The organism is Kitasatospora sp. NPDC034533, assembly GCF_055575155.1.
Window position 1 is genome coordinate 55,531 of record NZ_JBVITE010000035.1, and the last position, 17,019, is coordinate 72,549.

Sequence of the window (17,019 nt, forward strand, 5' to 3'; positions counted from 1 at the left end):
TGGTCCTCCTCGAAGTCCCCTGGAGAAGGAGCGAGTGAGCATGCGCGAGGCCCCCGTCACCCCGAACGGCGACCGGATCCGCTGGGTCGAACTTCCGGGCGCCGAACCGGCCCGGCTCTACCTGCACGGGCTGGGCGCCAGCTCGCCGGCCTACTTCGCGGCCGCCGCCGCCCATCCGCTGCTCGCCGGGCGGCGCTCGCTGCTGCTGGACCTGCTCGGCTTCGGCCTCAGCGACCGGCCGACGGACTTCGGCTACACCCTGGAGGAGCACGCGGACGCGATCGCCACGGCGGTCGCGACCGCGGGGTTGGAGCGGGTCGAGGTGGTCGGCCACAGCATGGGCGGCGCGGTCGCGATCGTCCTCGCGCAGCGGCATCCGCGACTGGTCGAGCGGCTGCTCCTGGTGGACGCCAACCTGGACCGGATCGAGCCCGACCGGCGAAACCCCGGCAGCAGCGGCATCGCGGCCTACACCGAGGCGGAGTTCCTGGCCGGCGGACGCGATGAAGTCGCCGAGCGGGTCGGCCCGTTCTGGTGGTCGACCATGCGGTTGGCCGGGCCGGAAGCGCTCCACCGCAGCGCCGGTTACCTGGCTCGGGCGACCGTCCCGACCATGCGGGAGCTGCTGCTCGGCCTCGACCTCCCGCGCACCTTCCTCCACCCGGCGGCGGACGGCGGGCCGGCGGGCGCCGGCGCCCTCCGTGCGGCGGGCGTCCGGGTGGTCGCCGTGCCGGACTGCGGGCACAACATCATGATCGACAACTTGGACGGCTTCGCGACGGCCGCGGCGGAGGCGCTCGGACTGGGGTGAGCGGGTGCGCAGCCGGTCGGTGCCCGCTGGGGACTGGAGCGGGCTGCCGGAGGGGGTGCGGGCGACGTCCGTCGGAGTCCGGCGGTCGGGGCGTTGAGGGGTGGGTCGGCCCGCTCACCGTTCCCGCAGTGGCATGAAGCGTGCCGGTGTCCCTGATCGGGAGGCCGGGACGCCGCGGAACGTCGTCCGGTGGGCGGAGTAGGGCGGGCGGCGCCTGCCGCAACGCGTCTTCGCCGATGGGCGGTTGGCCGTTGAGGGGCCGGATCGCTCACCGCTCCCGCCGTGGCGTGAGCGCGCCGGTGCCCTTGGCCGGGCCTGCGCGGCGGTGGCCCGGGCGCGGATCCGGGTGCCGCGGAACGCCGTCCGGTGGGCGGAGGAGGCCGGGGCGGCGCTCGAACCGCCCCAACACGTCGTCGCCGGAGGCCGGTTGGGGCGTCGCGCGGCCGGGCCGCTCACCGCTCCCGCAGCGGCACGAAGCGCACCGGTGTCCCCGGCCGAGCCTGTGCGGCGGCGGCCAGGTCGGCGGCCGGCACGACGCCGATCACCGGGTAGCCGCCGGTGGTCGGGTGGTCGGCCAGGAACACCACCGGCTGCCCGTCCGGCGGGATCTGCACCGCGCCCAGCACCATTCCCTCGCTGGGCAGTTCGCCGCCGCGGGCGCGCTCGACCGGCGGGCCCTCGGTGCGCAGCCCGACCCGGTTTCCGTTCGGGGAGACCAGGTACCGGTCGCGGCCGAGCCGCGCCACCGCCTCCGGGGCGAACCAGTCCGCGCGCGGCCCGAGCCGCAGCGGCAGCACCAGCTCGGCCGGGGGAGCGGGCAGCGGCACCAGCTCGGGACGGTCCCGGTGCGGCGGCGGGGCGCCGACCGGCAGCCGGTCCCCGACGGCCAGCGGGGCCGGGCCGAGCCCGGCGAGCAGGTCGGCCGAGCGGCTGCCGAGCACCGGCGGGACGGCGATCCCGCCTGCCACCGCCAGGTAGCCGCGCACTCCCGCCGTCGCCGCCCCCACCTCGACGACAGCCCCGTCCGGCACCAGGACGGGCGCGCCCCAGGCGGCCGCCCGTCCGCCCACCCGTACGGGGGAGGGTGCTCCGGTGGCGGCGACCAGCGCCGGTCCGACGGCCCGCAGCGCGACCCCGCCGAGCGTGGTCTCCAGCCCGGCGGCGCCGGGCGCGTTGCCGACCAGCCGGTTGGCCGCCCGCAGGGCCGGCTCGTCCAGCGCCCCGGCCCGGGGCACCCCGAGGTGCGCGACTCCGCGCCGCCCGAGGTCCTGGACGGTGGTCAGCGGCCCCGGCCGGACCACCACCAGTTCGCTCAACTCCGCCTCCCCTCAGGCCCGTTCCGCGGTGAAGCGCACCCGGGTGCCCGGCGCGAGCAGGGCCGGGGGCTCGCGGTCGGCGTCCCAGAGGGTGAGCGCCGTGCGGCCGATCAGCTGCCAGCCGCCGGGGGAGGGGTGCGGGTAGACGCCGGTGTACGGGCCGGCCAGGGCGACCGAGCCGCTCGGGACGGAGCCGCGCGGGGTGGCCCGGCGCGGCACCTCGTACCGGGACGGCAGACCGGTGAGGTAGCCGAAGCCGGGGGCGAAGCCGCAGAAGGCGACGACGTACTCGGGTCCGGTGTGGATCCGGACGGCGGCCTCCTCGGAGACCCCCCAGAGCGCCGCGACCTCGGCGAGGTCGACGCCGTCGTACACCGTCGGGACCACCACCAGCGGCCCGTGCGCCGCGCCGGCCGCTGTCGGACGGGCGGTGCGCAGCAGCGCCGCCACCGCCTCGACGTCCGCGACGCCGTCCAGCAGCAGGGTGCGCGCGGCCGGCACCAGTTCCTCGACGGCGCCCAGCGCACCCGCCTCCCGGCGCTCGCTCAGCCAGCCGTACAGCGCCGCCACCTCGGCCGTCCCGGGCAGCTCGACCAGCAGTGCCCGCTCGCCGACCCGGCGCACCTGCCCGACCGTCACGTGAAGGCCTCCACCCGGACCCCGGCGGAGGCCAGGGCGCCGCGGATCCGCCAGGCGAGCTGGGCGGCGCCCGGAGTGTCGCCGTGGACGCACAGGGAGCGGGCCTCGACGTCGATCCGCTCGCCGCTGACGGCCTCCACCGAGCCGTCCCGGGCGATGCCGACGGCGCGGGTGATCACCGACTCGGGGTCGTGCACCACCGCGTCCGGCTCGCGGCGCGGGACGAGGGTGGCGGTGCGGGTGTACGCGCGGTCGGCGAAGGCCTCGGTGACCACCGGCAGGCCGACGCCCTCGGCCACCTCCAGCAGCAGCGAGCCCGGCAGGCCGAGCACGGGCAGCGGCCCGTCGCAGACCGCGCCCGCCCGCAGCACGCCGGCCACCACGGCCTCGGCCTGCTCGGAGTCGCCGACCACCCGGTTGTAGAGGGCGCCGTGCGGCTTGACGTAGGAGACCTTGGAGCCGGCCGCGCGGGCGAACACCTGGAGGGCGCCGATCTGGTAGGCGATCTCGTCGGCCAGTTCCTCCGGCGGCACGTCCATCGAACGGCGGCCGAAACCGGCCAGGTCCCGGTAGGAGACCTGGGCGCCGATCCGGACACCGCGCTCGGCCGCCAGGGCGCAGACCCGGCGCATCGTCGACGGGTCTCCGGCGTGGAACCCGCAGGCGACGTTGGCACTGGTCACCACGGACAGCAGTGCCTCGTCGTCGGTCAGCGTCCAGCGTCCGAACCCCTCGCCGAGGTCCGCATTGAGATCGATCACCGCATCGGCCACGCCCGTCCGCCTCCCAGCAAGCTGTTGAGCCAGATGGTAGGGCCTGCGGATGAAGGCCGTTGCCCGAGACCCGGAGCCCCGCGGGCGCCGCGGCGCGAGCCCGGGCGCGTACGCCCCTGGGCGCCGCCGCAGGGGGTGGTGCCCGTGTGCGAGCCGGCGCGGTTCCGTGTGCGGGCGCCGGTGGCCGGAACGTGCGCTCCTGCGGGCGCGGTGCCCGCCCCCGCACGACCAGCGGCGGCGGCAGGCCGAAGGTTCGGGACGACATGTCGATGAATCGCCACGGCCGAGGGAGACCCGCAGTCCGCAGATCAGCGCGAGTGGGAGGAGGGTCCGGCAGGAGAGGACGGCCCAGTGGATCACCCGGATGGCGCGATGCGGTCCCCTCAGCGGGCCCGGAAGGCGGCGGCGACCACCGCGTGGGCGAAGGCCGGCCGGAGCCGCGGGCGAGGAAGGGGCGGCGCCCGTCGGTCCTGGTGCGAGGCCCGGTGTGGACACTCTCCGGCCGTGCCGCCGCCCCGGTGAGGCGCTCGTTCGGCGGGGCGGCCGGACCGGGAGGACAGCACCGGTGTCCGGCTCCCGTGGGACCCGCACACCGGCGGTGGCGCGGTCGCGGCCGCTACGCCGTGTAGGTGTACGCGACCGGCGCGCTGGTCCCGCCCGCCGTGGTGACGGTGACGTCCGCCGGCCCGGTCCGGGTGCCCGCCGGGGCCGTGGCCGTGCAGGCCGACGGACCGCAGGAGACGTGGGTGGCCGGCACCCCGCCGAACGCGACCGTCCCGTACGTCAGGTTGCTGCCGAACACGTACACCCGGGTGCCGCCGGCGACCGGGCCGGAGGTGGGGGAGAGGCTGGAGACCACCGGAGCGGCGGGGGCCGGCGGCGGGGCACCGGTGTAGTCGAAGGCGACCGGTGCCACGGCCGTGCCGCCGGGCGTCACCACGCTGACCGGCGCGCTGCCCGAGCCGCCCGGTGTGGTCACCGTGCAGGCGGTGTCGGTGCAGCGGCCGGGGGCCGGGACGCCGCCGACCAGCACCATGCCGTTGGCCAGGCCGCTGCCGCTGACGGTCACCGCGGTGCCGCCCGCGCCCGGCCCGGTGGCGGTGTCGAGGCCGGTGACGGCCGGTACGGCCTGGACGGTCGCTGGCAGGTAGCTCTTGCTGCCGAGGTCGTAACCGATGACGTGCCCGGTGGGGTCGGTGTCGTTCGGGTTGGCGACCGTCGCGGTGATCGCCCCGGTGACGGGCACGCCGGGCGTGGTGGCCAGGTTGAGCTTCATGAAGTTGTAGCTCCCGACCGGCCGGGTGGCGGTGAACACGGCCTCCAGGTGGCGGTGGTCGGGGGAGAGGGCCGAGGTGAAGGTGTAGTCCTGCGGCGTGGGGAAGAACTGCACGCCGTCGGTGGTGACGCCGGGCGGCAGGTCCAGGGTGAGGTGGGTCGGCCCGGTCAGGTCCGCGGTGCCGGACACGGTCCAGGACACCGACATGTTGCCGGTGGTGAAGAAGCCGCCGGGGTAGTTCCCGCTCTGGGACACGGTCACGTGCTGGGCGGAGGCCGACGGGGTGTCGGCCGCGGTGGCGGAGGCGGTCGCGCCGGTGGCGAGGACGGCGCCGGCGGCGAGGGTGGTCACGGACAGCGTGGCGGCGAGGCCCGCTTTGGCCAGTCGAGTGAGCATAGGTCGATCATCACCGAACCAACGCGCCGCCCTCACGGTTTTCTCGAATGCGAGTTCGGGAATGGCGGAATCCCGTCGAAACGGTGTTCTGAACCGGCCCTCCGCCCCGCGGCCCAGCTGTCGCTCCGCCCGCCCGCAAGGTCCGTTTCGGTCGATGTCGGTGCGAACCTCTAATCTTGTCCCCCGTGACCGCCATCGCAGACCCGCCCACCGAGCCCGGCCTCCGCCCACCCGCCGGTCCGGCCGTCGCGCGCCCCGCGCCCGGCCCCGCCGCCGACGAAGGCCTGGCCCGCCGGCTCAAGGCGCTGGCCTGCACCGCCCCGCTGCACGACCTGGACAACCGCAAGGTCAACCTGGCCGGCGAGTACGGCGGGTACGCCATGGCCGAGGTCGGTCTCGCCGCGATCGACCTGGTCACCCTGCACATGGACTTCGACACCGGGGCCGACCGCGAGATAGTCCTCGCCCGGCTGCTGCCCCGGGTCGCCGCCCAGGCCCCCGGCCGCCCCGCCGCCGAGCACGAGAGGGTCGCCCGCTGGGTGCTGGAGTCGATGATCAACGTCGGCAGCGTGGACCGCGGCTTCCGCGCCGTCTACGGCACCTTCGGCGCGGACGGCGAGTACGTCCGCCGCGACTACGACTTCAAGCTGATCGAGGAGGTCCCCGGCCCCGACGGCGGCGTCTACCTGCGCACCACCGACGAGGCGGTCAACGTCCTGGTCGGCGCGCTCGACACCGACGTCACCTCGGCCCAGATCGCCGCCGAGGTCAAGCTGGAGGTGCTGATCCGCCGCGGCCGCCTGGCCGACGCCCAGCTCGCCGCCGAACAGGCCCGCTACCGCACCGTCCAGTACGCCGAGACGCTGCGCCGCGCGCTGGACGCCACCCGCCGCAACGTCCGGGCGGTCGACTGGATGCGCGCCGTCCCCGACCTCATCGAGGAGGCGCTGGACCACATCGCCGACCGCTACCGGCACGAGAACGCGATTCTCACCAACATCCGCAAGGCCCGCGACGAGGCCGAGCCCCACACCCCCGAAGGGGCGGAGCACAAGCGCCGCGCCGCCGAACTGCTCGACATCGTCAAGGACTGCATCCGCCGCCACACGACGCTCCAGACCCGCCTGCTGGAGGCCGGCCCGCTGTTCCGTGCCGAGCAGGACCGGCAGGCCTTCGCCACCCCCGGCGCCCGCAGCGGCATCGACCTCTACGGGCAGCTGCTCGCCCCCGTGCTGCGGCTGCCGATAGAGCAGGCCGTGCGCCCCACCGGCGCCTTCTTCGCCCGCGGCGCCGGGCTGCGCACCCCGGTCTCGGTGCGCGTCACCGACCTGGTCGACCTGCTGCTCACCCCGCCGGTGGAGCGCGAGCACCTCGGCGCCGAGCTGCCCGACCCGGACCTGGTCGCCACCCCGGACGACAGCCGGTTCTCCGAGGCCCAGCTGGAGTCCGCGATGGTCCTGCTCGACCTGCCCCCGGACGCCCCGCGCCGGCTCTCCGGCCTGCTCGCCGACGCCCGCGAGCAGGACCCGGACCTGCCCTACCTGGTCGCCCTGCTCGCCGTGCACGCCGCCAGCCCGCCGGTCGGCACCGCCTACCGCCAGGGCGAGGAGCGGCTGCTGTTCGCCGTGGACGACGGCACCCCGCTGCGCGACCCGGAGTTCGGCGGCGCCGACCTGATCGTGGGCAGCGCCCTGCTCGACGCGGCCGGCATGGCAGCCGACCGCAAGGACGCCGGCTGACCGGGCCGCACCGGACCCGCCGGGACCAGACTTGCCGGAACCGACCTTGACGAACCGTAACCACCGCGCCACCCCCGAGGAGCACCGCCCGTGACGACCCACCACGACACGTCCTGGGCGGCCGAGAGCGAACCCGCGGCCCCCGCGCCGATCACCCCGGCCGACGTCGCGGACGCCGCCCGGCTGGTCTCCTTCGGCCTCCAGGCCAAGCTGCTGCCCGCCCGTGACGCCGAGTACGCCGAACTGGTGCGCCGCCACCGCGAGGACCCGCCGTTCGCCCGCCTCGCCGACGCCGTCGCCACCGGCATGGGACTGGTCGTCCTGGAGGTCTCCCCACGGGCCGGCATGGCCGTGGCCGCCGCCGAGGACTCGCTGTTCGCCGTCCGGATGGGCGACTACTCGCGCCGCGCCGCCTCCGAGTCCACCGACCGCTTCCTGCACGGCCTGGCCCACCTGGCCGTCGCCGCGATGGCCTTCCCCCGCCCCGAGGACCTCGCCGACGACGGCTACCTCGGCCGGATCACCGTCAACGGCATCGACTCCTTCGTCCGCCAGGCCTGCCGCCGGCTGGAGGAGCAGGCCGACGCCCAGGGCGCCAACACCGACCCGGCCTCCGACGCCCCCGGCCTGGAGGCGGCCTGGCGGGTGTGGGCCCGGCGCACCGCCACCGGCGCCACCAAGGACGCCCGCCGGCTCTCCGGCTCCACCATCGGCATCGTCGCCAAGGCCGTGCTCTTCCTGGTCGACTCCGGCTTCCTCCAGAAGGTCTCCGACGACTCCGGAGGCACCTACCGCACCACCGCCCGCTACCAGCTCCAGGTCCGCGACCTGGCCGGCAGCGCGGCCATGGCCGAACTGCTCGACCTCGGCATCGTCCCCGTCTCCGACGGCACCGCCAGCCTGCTGCCGCCGGACACGAGCGACGAACTGGTCGCCGACGAGGGCCTGCCGTTCCACTCGCTCTGAACCGACGAGCCCGAAGCCCACCCGCACCGGCACCCACCACGCCCGACTCGGCCCGCCCACCCCCCTCACGCCACGCAAGCCACGGAGAACCGCCGCACATGTACGAGCTCAACCGGGTCCGCCTCTACTCGATCGGACCGGCCGGCGCCCGCTACGCCGACACGGTGCTCGACCTGCGCGGCGTCGGCGATCCCGTCGCCGACCCGGCCCCGCAGCAGATCGGCCTGTTCGGCGAGGACACCGAGGGCCCGGTCCGCCGCCCCGCCCCGGCCGGCGTGCTCTTCCTGGAGAACGGCGGCGGCAAGTCCGTCCTGCTCAAGCTGATCTTCTCGGTCATGCTCCCCGGCCACCGCAACACCCTCGGCGGCGCCAGCTCCGGCGTGCTGCGCAAGTTCCTGCTCGCCGACGACTGCGGCCACGTCGCCCTGGAGTGGCAGCACACCGTCACCGGCGAGCTGATCGTCGTCGGCAAGGTCAGCGAGTGGCGCGGCCGCCAGGTCTCCTCCGACCCGCGCAAGTTCGCCGAGACCTGGTACTCCTTCCGCCCCGGCCCCGGCCTGACCCTCGACTCGCTGCCGGTCGCCGAACGGGTCAGCCTGGCCGGCGACCAGAAGGCCCGCGGCCGCCGCCGCACCATGAAGGGCTTCCGCGACGCCCTCACCGAGGCCGGCAAGGCCCACCCCCACCTCGACCTGGTCTTCGAGGACGGTCACGACCGCTGGACCGAACACCTCGGCGAACTCGGCCTCGACCCCGAACTCTTCCGCTACCAGCGCGAGATGAACGCCGACGAGGGCGAGGCGGCCGGCCTGTTCGCGGTCAAGCACGACAGCGACTTCACCGACCTCCTGCTGCGCGCCGTCACCGACACCCGGGACACCGACGGCCTCGCCGACCTCGTGCACGGCTTCGCCGCCAAGCTCGGCCGCCGCGCCGAACTCACCGCCGAACGCGACTTCACCGCGGGCTCCCTGGACCTGCTGGAGCGCATCGCCGAGGCCACCACCGCCCGCGAGACCGTCCGCGAGGCCCACCGCACCGCCGAGCGCCGCACCCGCCGCCTCGCCCACGCCCTCGCCTCCCGCGCCGCCGCCGAACGCGACCGCGCCCAGGACCTCGCCATCGAGGTCGCCGCCGCCGCGAGCGCCGTCACCGCCGCCGAGGCCGACCGCACCCGGCACAGCCTGATCACCGACGAACTCACCTACCGGCACGCCACATTGAGCCTCACCGCGGCCACCGCCGAGGCCGCCGCGCTGCGCCGCGAACTCATCGACGCCCGCACCCTGCACTCCGCCTGGCAGGCCGCCGAGGCCGTGCTGCGCCAGCGCGCCGCCGCCGACCGGGTCGCCCGGGTCGCCGCCGCCATCCGCGAGGCCGAACTGGACGCGGCCCCCGCGCTCGCCGCCCGCGCCCGCGCCGCCACCGCCCTGGCCCGCGCCCTGGAGGCCGCCGCCGCGGCCGCCGAGTCCCGCGCCGACACCGAGGAGCAGCGCGCGCGCGAGCTCCAGGAGGACGGCGGCAAGGCGCAGAGCGACGCCACCGAGGCCGCCACCGCCGCCCAGAAGGCCCGCAGCGAGGCCGAGCACCTGCGCCAGCGCCTCGCCGAGGTCGAGCAGGAGACCGAAGCCGCCGTCACGGCCGGCTTCATCGACGCCGACGGCGACGTGGACCCGGCCCGCGCCGCGCTGCACGCCGCCGACGTCGAGAAGGCCGCCGCCGCGGCGCTCGCCCAGGCCCGCACCGCCGCCGAGGCCGCCGCCGCCCGGCTGCGCGAGGCCGCCGCGGCCACCTCGCGCGCCGAACTCGCCGCAGAGCGGGCCGGCGACGCCCGCAAGGACGCCGCCCGCGCCCTCGCGGCCGAGCAGCGCACCGCCGCACTGCTCGCCACCGAGCAGCGCCTCGCCGACCTGCTCTCCCTCACCCCCTACCAGGAGGGGGCGGAGGAGGACGCCGGCTTCCTCACCCCCACCGTGCTCGACCGCAACGCCGAGTACCTGCGCGAACTCCTCGACGAGTCCATCGCCACCGCCGAACGCACCCTGTTCGACCTGCGCACGGCCGCCGCCGACGACTCCCGCATCCTCGCCGCGCTCGGCGACGGCGGCCTGCTGCCGCCCGGCCCGGACGTGCTCGCCACCGTCGAGTACCTCGCCGAGCACGGCATCCCGGCGCTGCCCGGCTGGCGCTACCTCGCCCAGTCCGTCGACCCGGCCGACCACGAAGCGATCCTCGCCGCCCGCCCCGAGCTGGTCGACGGCGTGGTCGTCACCGACCCGTCCGCGCTGGAGCGCGCCCGCGAGGCCCTGCAGTCCGCCGCCCTGCTGCCGCGCTCCACCGTCGCCGTCGGCGCCGCCGCCTCGCTGATCGCCCCGATCACCGACGAGCCCGCCTTCTTCCTCGTCCCGCCGAACCCGGCCATGCACGACGAGTCCGCCGCCGACGGCGAGCGCCGCGAGCTGCGCGCCCGGGCGAGCGCCCGCGAGGAACACATCCGCGAACTCGCCGGCCGACTCGGCGCCGACCGCGCCCTGGCCGCCCGCCTCGCCTCCTGGCACGCCAGCTGCCCGCCCGGCACCCTCGCCGAACTCGCCGCCGCCGCCGAGACCGCCCGCGAGCACGCCGAGCAGGCCGCCGCCGCCCTGGCCACCCTGCGCGCCGACCACGACGAGGCCGAGACCGACCACGCCGTCGCCGCCGCCGCCCACGAGGAGCACCGCGAGGCCGCCCAGCGCGCCCGCCGCCGCGCCGACGCCCTCTCCGGCCTCGCCTTCCGGCTGCGCGAGCGCGGCAACTGGGCCCGCCGCCAGCGCGAACTCGCCGAGGACGCCGCCGAGTGCGACCGCCGCCAGGCCCTGTGCGCCGAACGCGCCCGCACCTGCGACGAGGACCGCCGCGCCGCCCAGCGCGCCGCCGACGACGCCCGCCGCACCGCCCGCGCGCTGCGCGCCGAACGCGCCGAGATCCCCGCCGCCGAGCAGGCCGACGAGCCCGCCGAGGCCACCCCCGCCGCACTGCCCTCGCTGCGCGAGGCCTACCGCGCCGCCTCCCAGCTCTACGAGAAGGTCGGCGTCGGCGCCGACCTGCGCGCCGAGCAGGCCCGCGCCGAGGGCGACGAGGCCGCCGCCGCGGCCGAACTCGACCGCCTCACCAACAAGGTGCGCACCCGCGCCGAGGAACTCCTCGGCAGCCCCGACGGCGCCGACGGACCGGCCCGCCAGGCCGCCGCCGCCCGCGCCGAGGAGCTGGTCGCCACCATCGAGGCCCGCTCCGCCGCCGCCAGCGAGCAACTCGGCCGGCTGCGCGGCGAGGCCGAACGCTCCGCCCCCGCCGACGGCGAGGCGCACACCGAACTGCCCGAGGACCTCGTCCCCACCGATCCGGAGCACGCCCAGGCGCTGCTGCGCACCGCCACCAGCCGCCTCGCCGAACGCCGCGAGGCCCTGGACGCCGCCCGCACCGCCCACGCCGACCTCCAGCGCACCTTCGACAGCGCCCAGGCCGCCGCCGCCGACTTCGACGAACTGGCCGGCCAGCTCCGTGACGGCCTGCGCGACCACCAGGAGGACCAGGAGGATCCGGTCGAGCCGTACCTGGGCTCGCTGGCCGAGGCCCGCACCGGCGTCACCGAGGCCCGCCGCTCCCTGCGCACCGCCGTCGGCGAGCTGTCCTCCGCCGAACTCGCCGTCCGCGACGCCGCCGACGCCCTGGTCCGGCACGCCAACGCCGTCCGCTACGAGGCCGTCCGCACCCCGGCCCGCCAGCAGATCCGCGAACTGCCCGCCTCCGCGCTGCCCGAGCACGCCGCCGCCTGGGCCGCCGCCTTCGCGCCCCGGCTGCGGGTGCTCACCGACGAACTCGCCCAGCTGGAGAAGAACCGCGGCTCGATCGTGGACCGGCTGCGCGGCCTGGTCGAGTCCTCGCTCACCACCCTGCGCGCCGCCCAGCGGCTGTCCCGGCTGCCCGAGGGCCTGGGGGAGTGGTCCGGTCAGGAGTTCCTCCGGATCCGCTTCGAGGACCCGGACCACGCCACCCTGGTCGAGCGCCTGGGCGAGGTCATCGACGAGGCCACCCGCGCCGCCGTCAAGAAGAACAGCGACCTGCGCCGCGACGGGATGTCCCTGCTGCTGCGCGGGGTCGCCGCCGCGATCGGCCCCAAGGGCGTCAGCGTCGAGATCCTCAAGCCCGACGCGGTGCTGCGCGCCGAACGCGTCAGTGTCGGCCAGATGTCCGACGTCTTCTCCGGCGGCCAGTTGCTCACCGCGGCCATCGCCCTGTACTGCACGATGGCCGCGCTGCGCGCCAACGACCGGGGCCAGTCCCAGCTGCGGCACGCCGGCACGCTGTTCCTGGACAACCCGATCGGCCGCGCCAACGCCACCTACCTGCTGGAGCTCCAGCGGGCCGTGGCCGACGCGCTCGGCGTCCAGCTGATCTACACCACGGGCCTGTTCGACACCACCGCGCTCGCCGAGTTCCCGCTGGTCATCCGGCTGCGCAACGACGCCGACCTGAGGGCCGGCCTCAAGTACATCTCGGTGGAGGAGCACCTGCGCCCCGGCCTGCCCGCCGCGCCGGACCCGGACGGCCCGGCCATCCACGGGGAGATCACCGCCACCCGGATGTTCAAGCGGCCCGCGGAGGTTCCGGTCCAGTCCTGAAGTCACTAGCGTGGTCGGCATGCTGACGATCGCGCACCTCAGTGACATCCACCTCGGCCAGGTCCACGGCCGGGACGGTGGCAAGCGCGCCCGTCGGCGGGCCGAGCAGGTGATGGCGTACCTCGACGCCCTGCCCGGCCCGCTGGACGCGGTACTGGTCACCGGCGACCTCGCCGACCACGGCCTGCCGGAGGAGTACCGGGAGGTCGCCGAGGTGCTGGTCTCCCGGCACCCGGTGCTCACCTGCCCCGGCAACCACGACCGCCGCTCGCCCTACCGGGAGGTGCTGCTCGGCGAGTCGCCGGGGAAGGAGCCGGTCAACCGCCCGCACCGGCTGCCCGGGGCCGACGTGCTGATGCTGGACTCCTCCGTGCCCGGGCGGGACGACGGCCTGCTGGACGAGCCGACGCTGGACTGGCTGGACGCGCAACTCGCCGAGGGGCGCGACGAGTTGCCCGCCCTGGTGGCCTTTCACCACCCGCCGGTGGAGCTGCACCTGCCGCACGTCGACCCGGTCCGCCAGTTCGGCGAGGAGCGGCTGGCGAGGGTCCTGCGCCGGCACCCCCGGGTGGCCGCCCTGTTCTGCGGCCACTCCCACACTCCCGCGGCGACCACCTTCGCCGGCCTGCCGCTGCTGATCGCCCCCGGGGTGGTCTCCACCGTGACGTTGCCCTGCGAGGGCGGGCGCGGCATCTCCTTCGACCATCCGCCGATGCTGGCCTTCCACGTCCTGGACGGCGACCGCCGGCTCACCAGCCACTACCGGGCGCTGCCGGTCCGGGAGTGAAGGGCCCAACGGACACGGCGCTACGGCTGGTTGGTCCGCAGCCGGGCCTGGCGCGGCGGCTGGGGCTGCTGCTGGCGGGGCTGCTGGTGGGGCTGTTGGTAGGACTGCGGCTGCGACTGCTGCCCCTGCCCGTACTGCCCCTGCCCGTACGGCGGTTGCCCGTACCGCGGTTGCGGTCGCTGCTGCGGGCGGGGGTACGGCTGCGGGCGGGGCTGGGGCTGCGGCGACTCGTACGGCTGCCGGTAGACCGACGAGGTGCCGGGCCGGGGCAGCGGACGCGCGGCCGGCGGGGGCCCCGGCGCCCGGCTGCCCGCCATCGGGTGCGCGGCGCCCGGCGCCCGCATCCGCTGGGCGGCGACCTGGCGGGAGATCAGGATCTCCAGCAGGCACCACATGGTGCCGAACACCCCGAGCCCCATCGCCAGCAGCGCGGGCGTCAGCAGCCAACTGCCCGCGTACGAGGCCAAGGTCGCCACCACGACGCCCACCAGGGTGAAGGACAGGCACAGGACCGCCCGGACTGCGGCGGCGCGCACCTCGTCGGGAAGGCGGCGACGGCGGCGGCGTGGCACGGACATCGAGCGACCCCCAGGCGCGTGGCACGTGTTTCGGTGAAGGATACGGAACGGGCGCACACGAAACGCGCGCCCCCGCCTCACTCTGCCCCGCCGAACCGGGACTATGCGTCCGAAACCGACGAACTGCCGCCAAATCGTGTCATCCGGGAAACCCCGGCCGGCCCGGCTGGCTCCGGCTCAGTCCAGCTGGAGGTTGAGCTCCTCCAGCGCACCGGTCACGATCGTCCGCATCGCCTGCTCGGCGTGGGCGGCGTCCTCGGCGCAGATCGCCTCCGCGACCTCGCGGTGCAACCGGATCGCGTACGGCTCCGGCTGATGAGGCATCAGATGGTACTCGGTCCGGCCGGTGAGCACGGCGGCGACGGTGTCCCCGAGGTGGGCGAACATCTCGTTGCCCGAGGCGCGCAGCACCAGCGAGTGGAAGGCGATGTCGTGCCGGAGGAAGGCGGCCAGGTCGGCGGCCCGCGCGGTGACGGTCAAGTCCACCGCCAGAGCGCTGAGTTCGCGCCGGTCGTCGTCGCTCGCGTGGGTGGCGGCGAGTGCGGCGGCGGCCGGTTCGACGGCCATCCGCAGCGTGCCGAGCGAGCGGAGCTGGGCGGAGCGGTCGGAGCCGGCCAGGCGCCAGCGGATCACCATCGGGTCGAACACGTCCCAGAGCGGCTTCGGCCGCACGGTGATCCCGACCCGCCGCCGGGAGGCCACCATGCCCATGCCCTCCAGGACCCGCACCGCCTCCCGGACGACCGTCCGGGAGACCCCGAAGCGCTCCTCCAGCTCCTCCGCGCGCAGCACCGCGCCCTCGGGGACCTCCCCCGACGCGATCGCCGGCCCGAGCTCGTCAAGCAGCCGTCCGGGCAGCCCCTGGATCTCCATCCGCCCAGCCTAGACGGCCGTCGCGCGGCCGCTCACGCCGCCCTGCGATCCAGGCCACACCTCAAAAGTATGACGATTTGGTTTCCGTCACTTGAATACGTCATATCTTTGAGGCGATAGTGGCGGCCAGGCAACGAAGGAGCACCACCCATGGGTCTCAGCGTCGAGAACCACGACCTTCCGAAGACCCCTCTCACCGTCGTGGTGATGGGCGTCTCGGGCGTCGGCAAGACCACCCTGGCCCGCCTGCTGGCAGACCGCCTCGACCTCCCCTTCGCCGAGGCGGACGACTTCCACCCCGCGGCCAACATCGCCAAGATGTCCGCCGGGATCCCGCTGGACGACCAGGACCGCGCGCCCTGGCTGCGCGCCGTCGGCGCGTGGCTCAAGGAGCGGACCGAGGCCGGTACCGGCGGCGTGGTCACCTGCTCGGCGCTGAAGCACCGCTATCGCGACACCCTGCGCGCGGCCTGCCCGGGTGCCTTCTTCCTGCACCTCAGCGGTGGTCACGACCTGGTCGAGGACCGGCTCAGCCACCGCTCCGGCCACTTCATGCCGACCTCGCTGCTCGACTCCCAGTACGCCGCCCTGGAACCCCTGGCGGCGGACGAGCGCGGTGCCGTCCTGGACGTGGGCCCGTCCCCCGAAGAACTCGTCGAGAAGGCCGTGGCACTGCTGCGGCCCGTCAATGGAGACCTCGCGTGAGCATTGCCCCCACTCTGCTGGCGGCCGCCCCACCGGCCCTGCCGCACACCAGCAGCGACTCCCAGCTGCTGATCGCGGTGCTGCTCAGCATCGGTGCGATCGTCGTACTGATCACCAAGCTGAAGCTGCACCCGTTCCTCGCCCTCACGCTCGGCTCCGGTCTGCTGGCCGCCGTCGCGGGCGCGCCGTTCGACAAGCTGCTCAGCAGCTTCTCCACCGGCTTCGGCTCCACCGTCGCCAGCGTGGGCCTGCTGATCGGCCTCGGCGCGATGCTCGGCAAGCTGCTCGCCGACTCCGGCGGCGCCAACATCATCGCGGACACCGTGCTCTCCCGTACCGGCAACAAGGCGCTGCCCTGGGCGATGGCGCTGATCGCGGCCGTGCTGGGCCTGCCGCTGTTCTTCGAGGTCGGCGTCGTCCTGCTGATCCCGATCGTGCTGCTGGTCGCCCGCCGCGGCAACGTGCCGCTGATGCGGGTCGGCATCCCGGCCCTGGCCGGCCTGTCGGTGCTGCACGGCCTGGTGCCCCCGCACCCGGGCCCGCTGGTCGCCGTCGACGCGCTGAAGGCCGACCTCGGCGTCACCCTGGCGCTCGGCCTGCTGATCGCCGTCCCGACCCTGATCATCGCCGGTCCGCTGTTCGCGCGGGTGGCCGAGCGCTGGGTCGGCCCGCTGGAGATCCCGGCGGCCACCGCCCCCGAGGAGACGGCCAAGCGCGACCGCACCCCGTCCTTCGCCGCGGTGCTGGCCACCATCCTGCTGCCGGTCGTGCTGATGCTCGGCAAGGCGCTGGCCGACGTGGTGATCGACGACCCGAAGGCGATGGGCCAGCGGGTGTTCGACTTCATCGGCTCCCCGCTGATCGCGCTGCTCGCCGCGACCCTGCTCGGCATGGCGACCCTCGGCAAGGCGGCTGGCTTCGACAGGGCCCGGATCTCCGACACCGTCGGCAAGTCGCTCGGGCCGATCGCCGGCATCGTGTTCATCGTGGGCGCGGGCGGCGGCTTCAAGCAGACCCTGATCGACGTCGGCGTCGGCAACGCGGTGAGCGAGTGGTCCGGCAAGTGGCACATCTCGGCGCTGCTGCTGGGCTGGCTGATCGCCGTGCTGATCCGCCTGGCCACCGGCTCGGCGACGGTCGCCACGATCACCGCCGCCGGCATCGTCTCCCCGCTCGCCGCGGACATGTCCTCGACCCACGCGGCCCTGCTGGTGCTCGCGATCGGCGCGGGCTCGCTGTTCCTCTCGCACGTCAACGACGCCGGCTTCTGGCTGGTGAAGGAGTACTTCGGGATGAGCGTCGGGCAGACGCTGAAGTCCTGGTCGGTGATGGAGACGGTGATCTCGGTGGTCGCCATCGCGCTGATCATGCCGCTCAGCCTGATCGTCTAGCGGCACCGGCCGCAGCACCGGGGGGGGGGGGGGGGGGGGGGGGGGGGGGGGGGGAGGGGGGGGGGGGGTGGTGGTGGGTGACGAATAAGGTGGTAAGCCGCTTGCTGC

13 protein-coding genes are annotated in these 17,019 nt (G+C 75.4%); 7 read left to right on the forward strand and 6 right to left on the reverse strand.

All coding sequences use genetic code 11. The features are described from left to right. Positions 1-40: 40 nt before the first annotated feature. Positions 41-811, forward strand: coding sequence for an alpha/beta fold hydrolase (locus ACZ55U_RS23290; RefSeq protein WP_465528511.1), 771 nt, complete (start codon positions 41-43; stop codon positions 809-811). Between the two features lie 452 nt (positions 812-1,263). Here ACZ55U_RS23290 and ACZ55U_RS23295 read toward each other — a convergent pair whose 3' ends face one another. The 4 genes from ACZ55U_RS23295 to ACZ55U_RS23310 form a co-directional block, all read right to left on the reverse strand. Continuing rightward, positions 1,264-2,127: a 5-oxoprolinase subunit C family protein gene (locus tag ACZ55U_RS23295; RefSeq protein WP_465528513.1), complete on the reverse strand. Its 864-nt coding sequence runs from the start codon at positions 2,125-2,127 to the stop codon at positions 1,264-1,266. Positions 2,128-2,139: 12 nt separating this feature from the next. Beyond that, a complete protein-coding gene (gene pxpB, locus ACZ55U_RS23300; protein ID WP_465528515.1) occupies positions 2,140-2,766 on the reverse strand; it encodes a 5-oxoprolinase subunit PxpB in 627 nt (208 codons plus the stop codon). Continuing rightward, positions 2,763-3,539, reverse strand: coding sequence for a LamB/YcsF family protein (locus ACZ55U_RS23305; RefSeq protein WP_380732011.1), 777 nt, complete (start codon positions 3,537-3,539; stop codon positions 2,763-2,765). Before ACZ55U_RS23305 ends, pxpB begins: the two co-directional genes overlap by 4 nt. Before the next feature lie 616 nt (positions 3,540-4,155). Continuing rightward, positions 4,156-5,211 (reverse strand): IPT/TIG domain-containing protein, encoded by a 1,056-nt coding sequence (locus ACZ55U_RS23310; protein WP_465528517.1) that lies wholly within the window; start codon positions 5,209-5,211, stop codon positions 4,156-4,158. Positions 5,212-5,396: 185 nt separating this feature from the next. On the opposite strand from ACZ55U_RS23310, the gene ACZ55U_RS23315 reads away from it, so the two are divergent. The 4 genes from ACZ55U_RS23315 to ACZ55U_RS23330 all read left to right on the forward strand — a co-directional run bounded on the left by ACZ55U_RS23315 (position 5,397) and on the right by ACZ55U_RS23330 (position 13,364). Next, on the forward strand, positions 5,397-6,950 hold the full coding sequence (locus ACZ55U_RS23315) for a hypothetical protein (protein WP_465528519.1): 1,554 nt from the start codon (positions 5,397-5,399) through the stop codon (positions 6,948-6,950). Between the two features lie 90 nt (positions 6,951-7,040). Beyond that, entirely contained in the window at positions 7,041-7,916 is an 876-nt protein-coding gene (locus ACZ55U_RS23320; RefSeq protein ID WP_465528521.1) for a hypothetical protein, read from the forward strand. A 98-nt stretch (positions 7,917-8,014) separates the two neighbouring features. Beyond that, positions 8,015-12,577, forward strand: a complete 4,563-nt coding sequence (locus ACZ55U_RS23325; RefSeq protein ID WP_465528523.1) for a hypothetical protein — start codon at positions 8,015-8,017, stop codon at positions 12,575-12,577. Between the two features lie 19 nt (positions 12,578-12,596). Beyond that, positions 12,597-13,364, forward strand: a complete 768-nt coding sequence (locus ACZ55U_RS23330) for a metallophosphoesterase (RefSeq protein WP_465528525.1) — start codon at positions 12,597-12,599, stop codon at positions 13,362-13,364. Positions 13,365-13,384: 20 nt separating this feature from the next. On the opposite strand, the gene ACZ55U_RS23335 is transcribed toward ACZ55U_RS23330, so the two are convergent. Then, positions 13,385-13,942, reverse strand: a complete 558-nt coding sequence (locus tag ACZ55U_RS23335; RefSeq protein WP_465528527.1) for a hypothetical protein — start codon at positions 13,940-13,942, stop codon at positions 13,385-13,387. 177 nt (positions 13,943-14,119) lie between these two features. Next, positions 14,120-14,815 carry a FadR/GntR family transcriptional regulator gene (locus ACZ55U_RS23340; RefSeq protein WP_465528529.1) on the reverse strand — a complete coding sequence of 232 codons (696 nt, stop codon included), beginning with the start codon at positions 14,813-14,815 and terminating at the stop codon, positions 14,120-14,122. Positions 14,816-14,965: 150 nt separating this feature from the next. Between ACZ55U_RS23340 and ACZ55U_RS23345 the strand changes: the two genes are divergently transcribed. Then, a complete protein-coding gene (locus tag ACZ55U_RS23345) occupies positions 14,966-15,520 on the forward strand; it encodes a gluconokinase (protein WP_465528531.1) in 555 nt (184 codons plus the stop codon). A gap of 2 nt (positions 15,521-15,522) precedes the next feature. Continuing rightward, positions 15,523-16,911, forward strand: coding sequence for a GntP family permease (locus ACZ55U_RS23350; protein ID WP_465528565.1), 1,389 nt, complete (start codon positions 15,523-15,525; stop codon positions 16,909-16,911). Positions 16,912-17,019 lie beyond the last annotated feature (108 nt).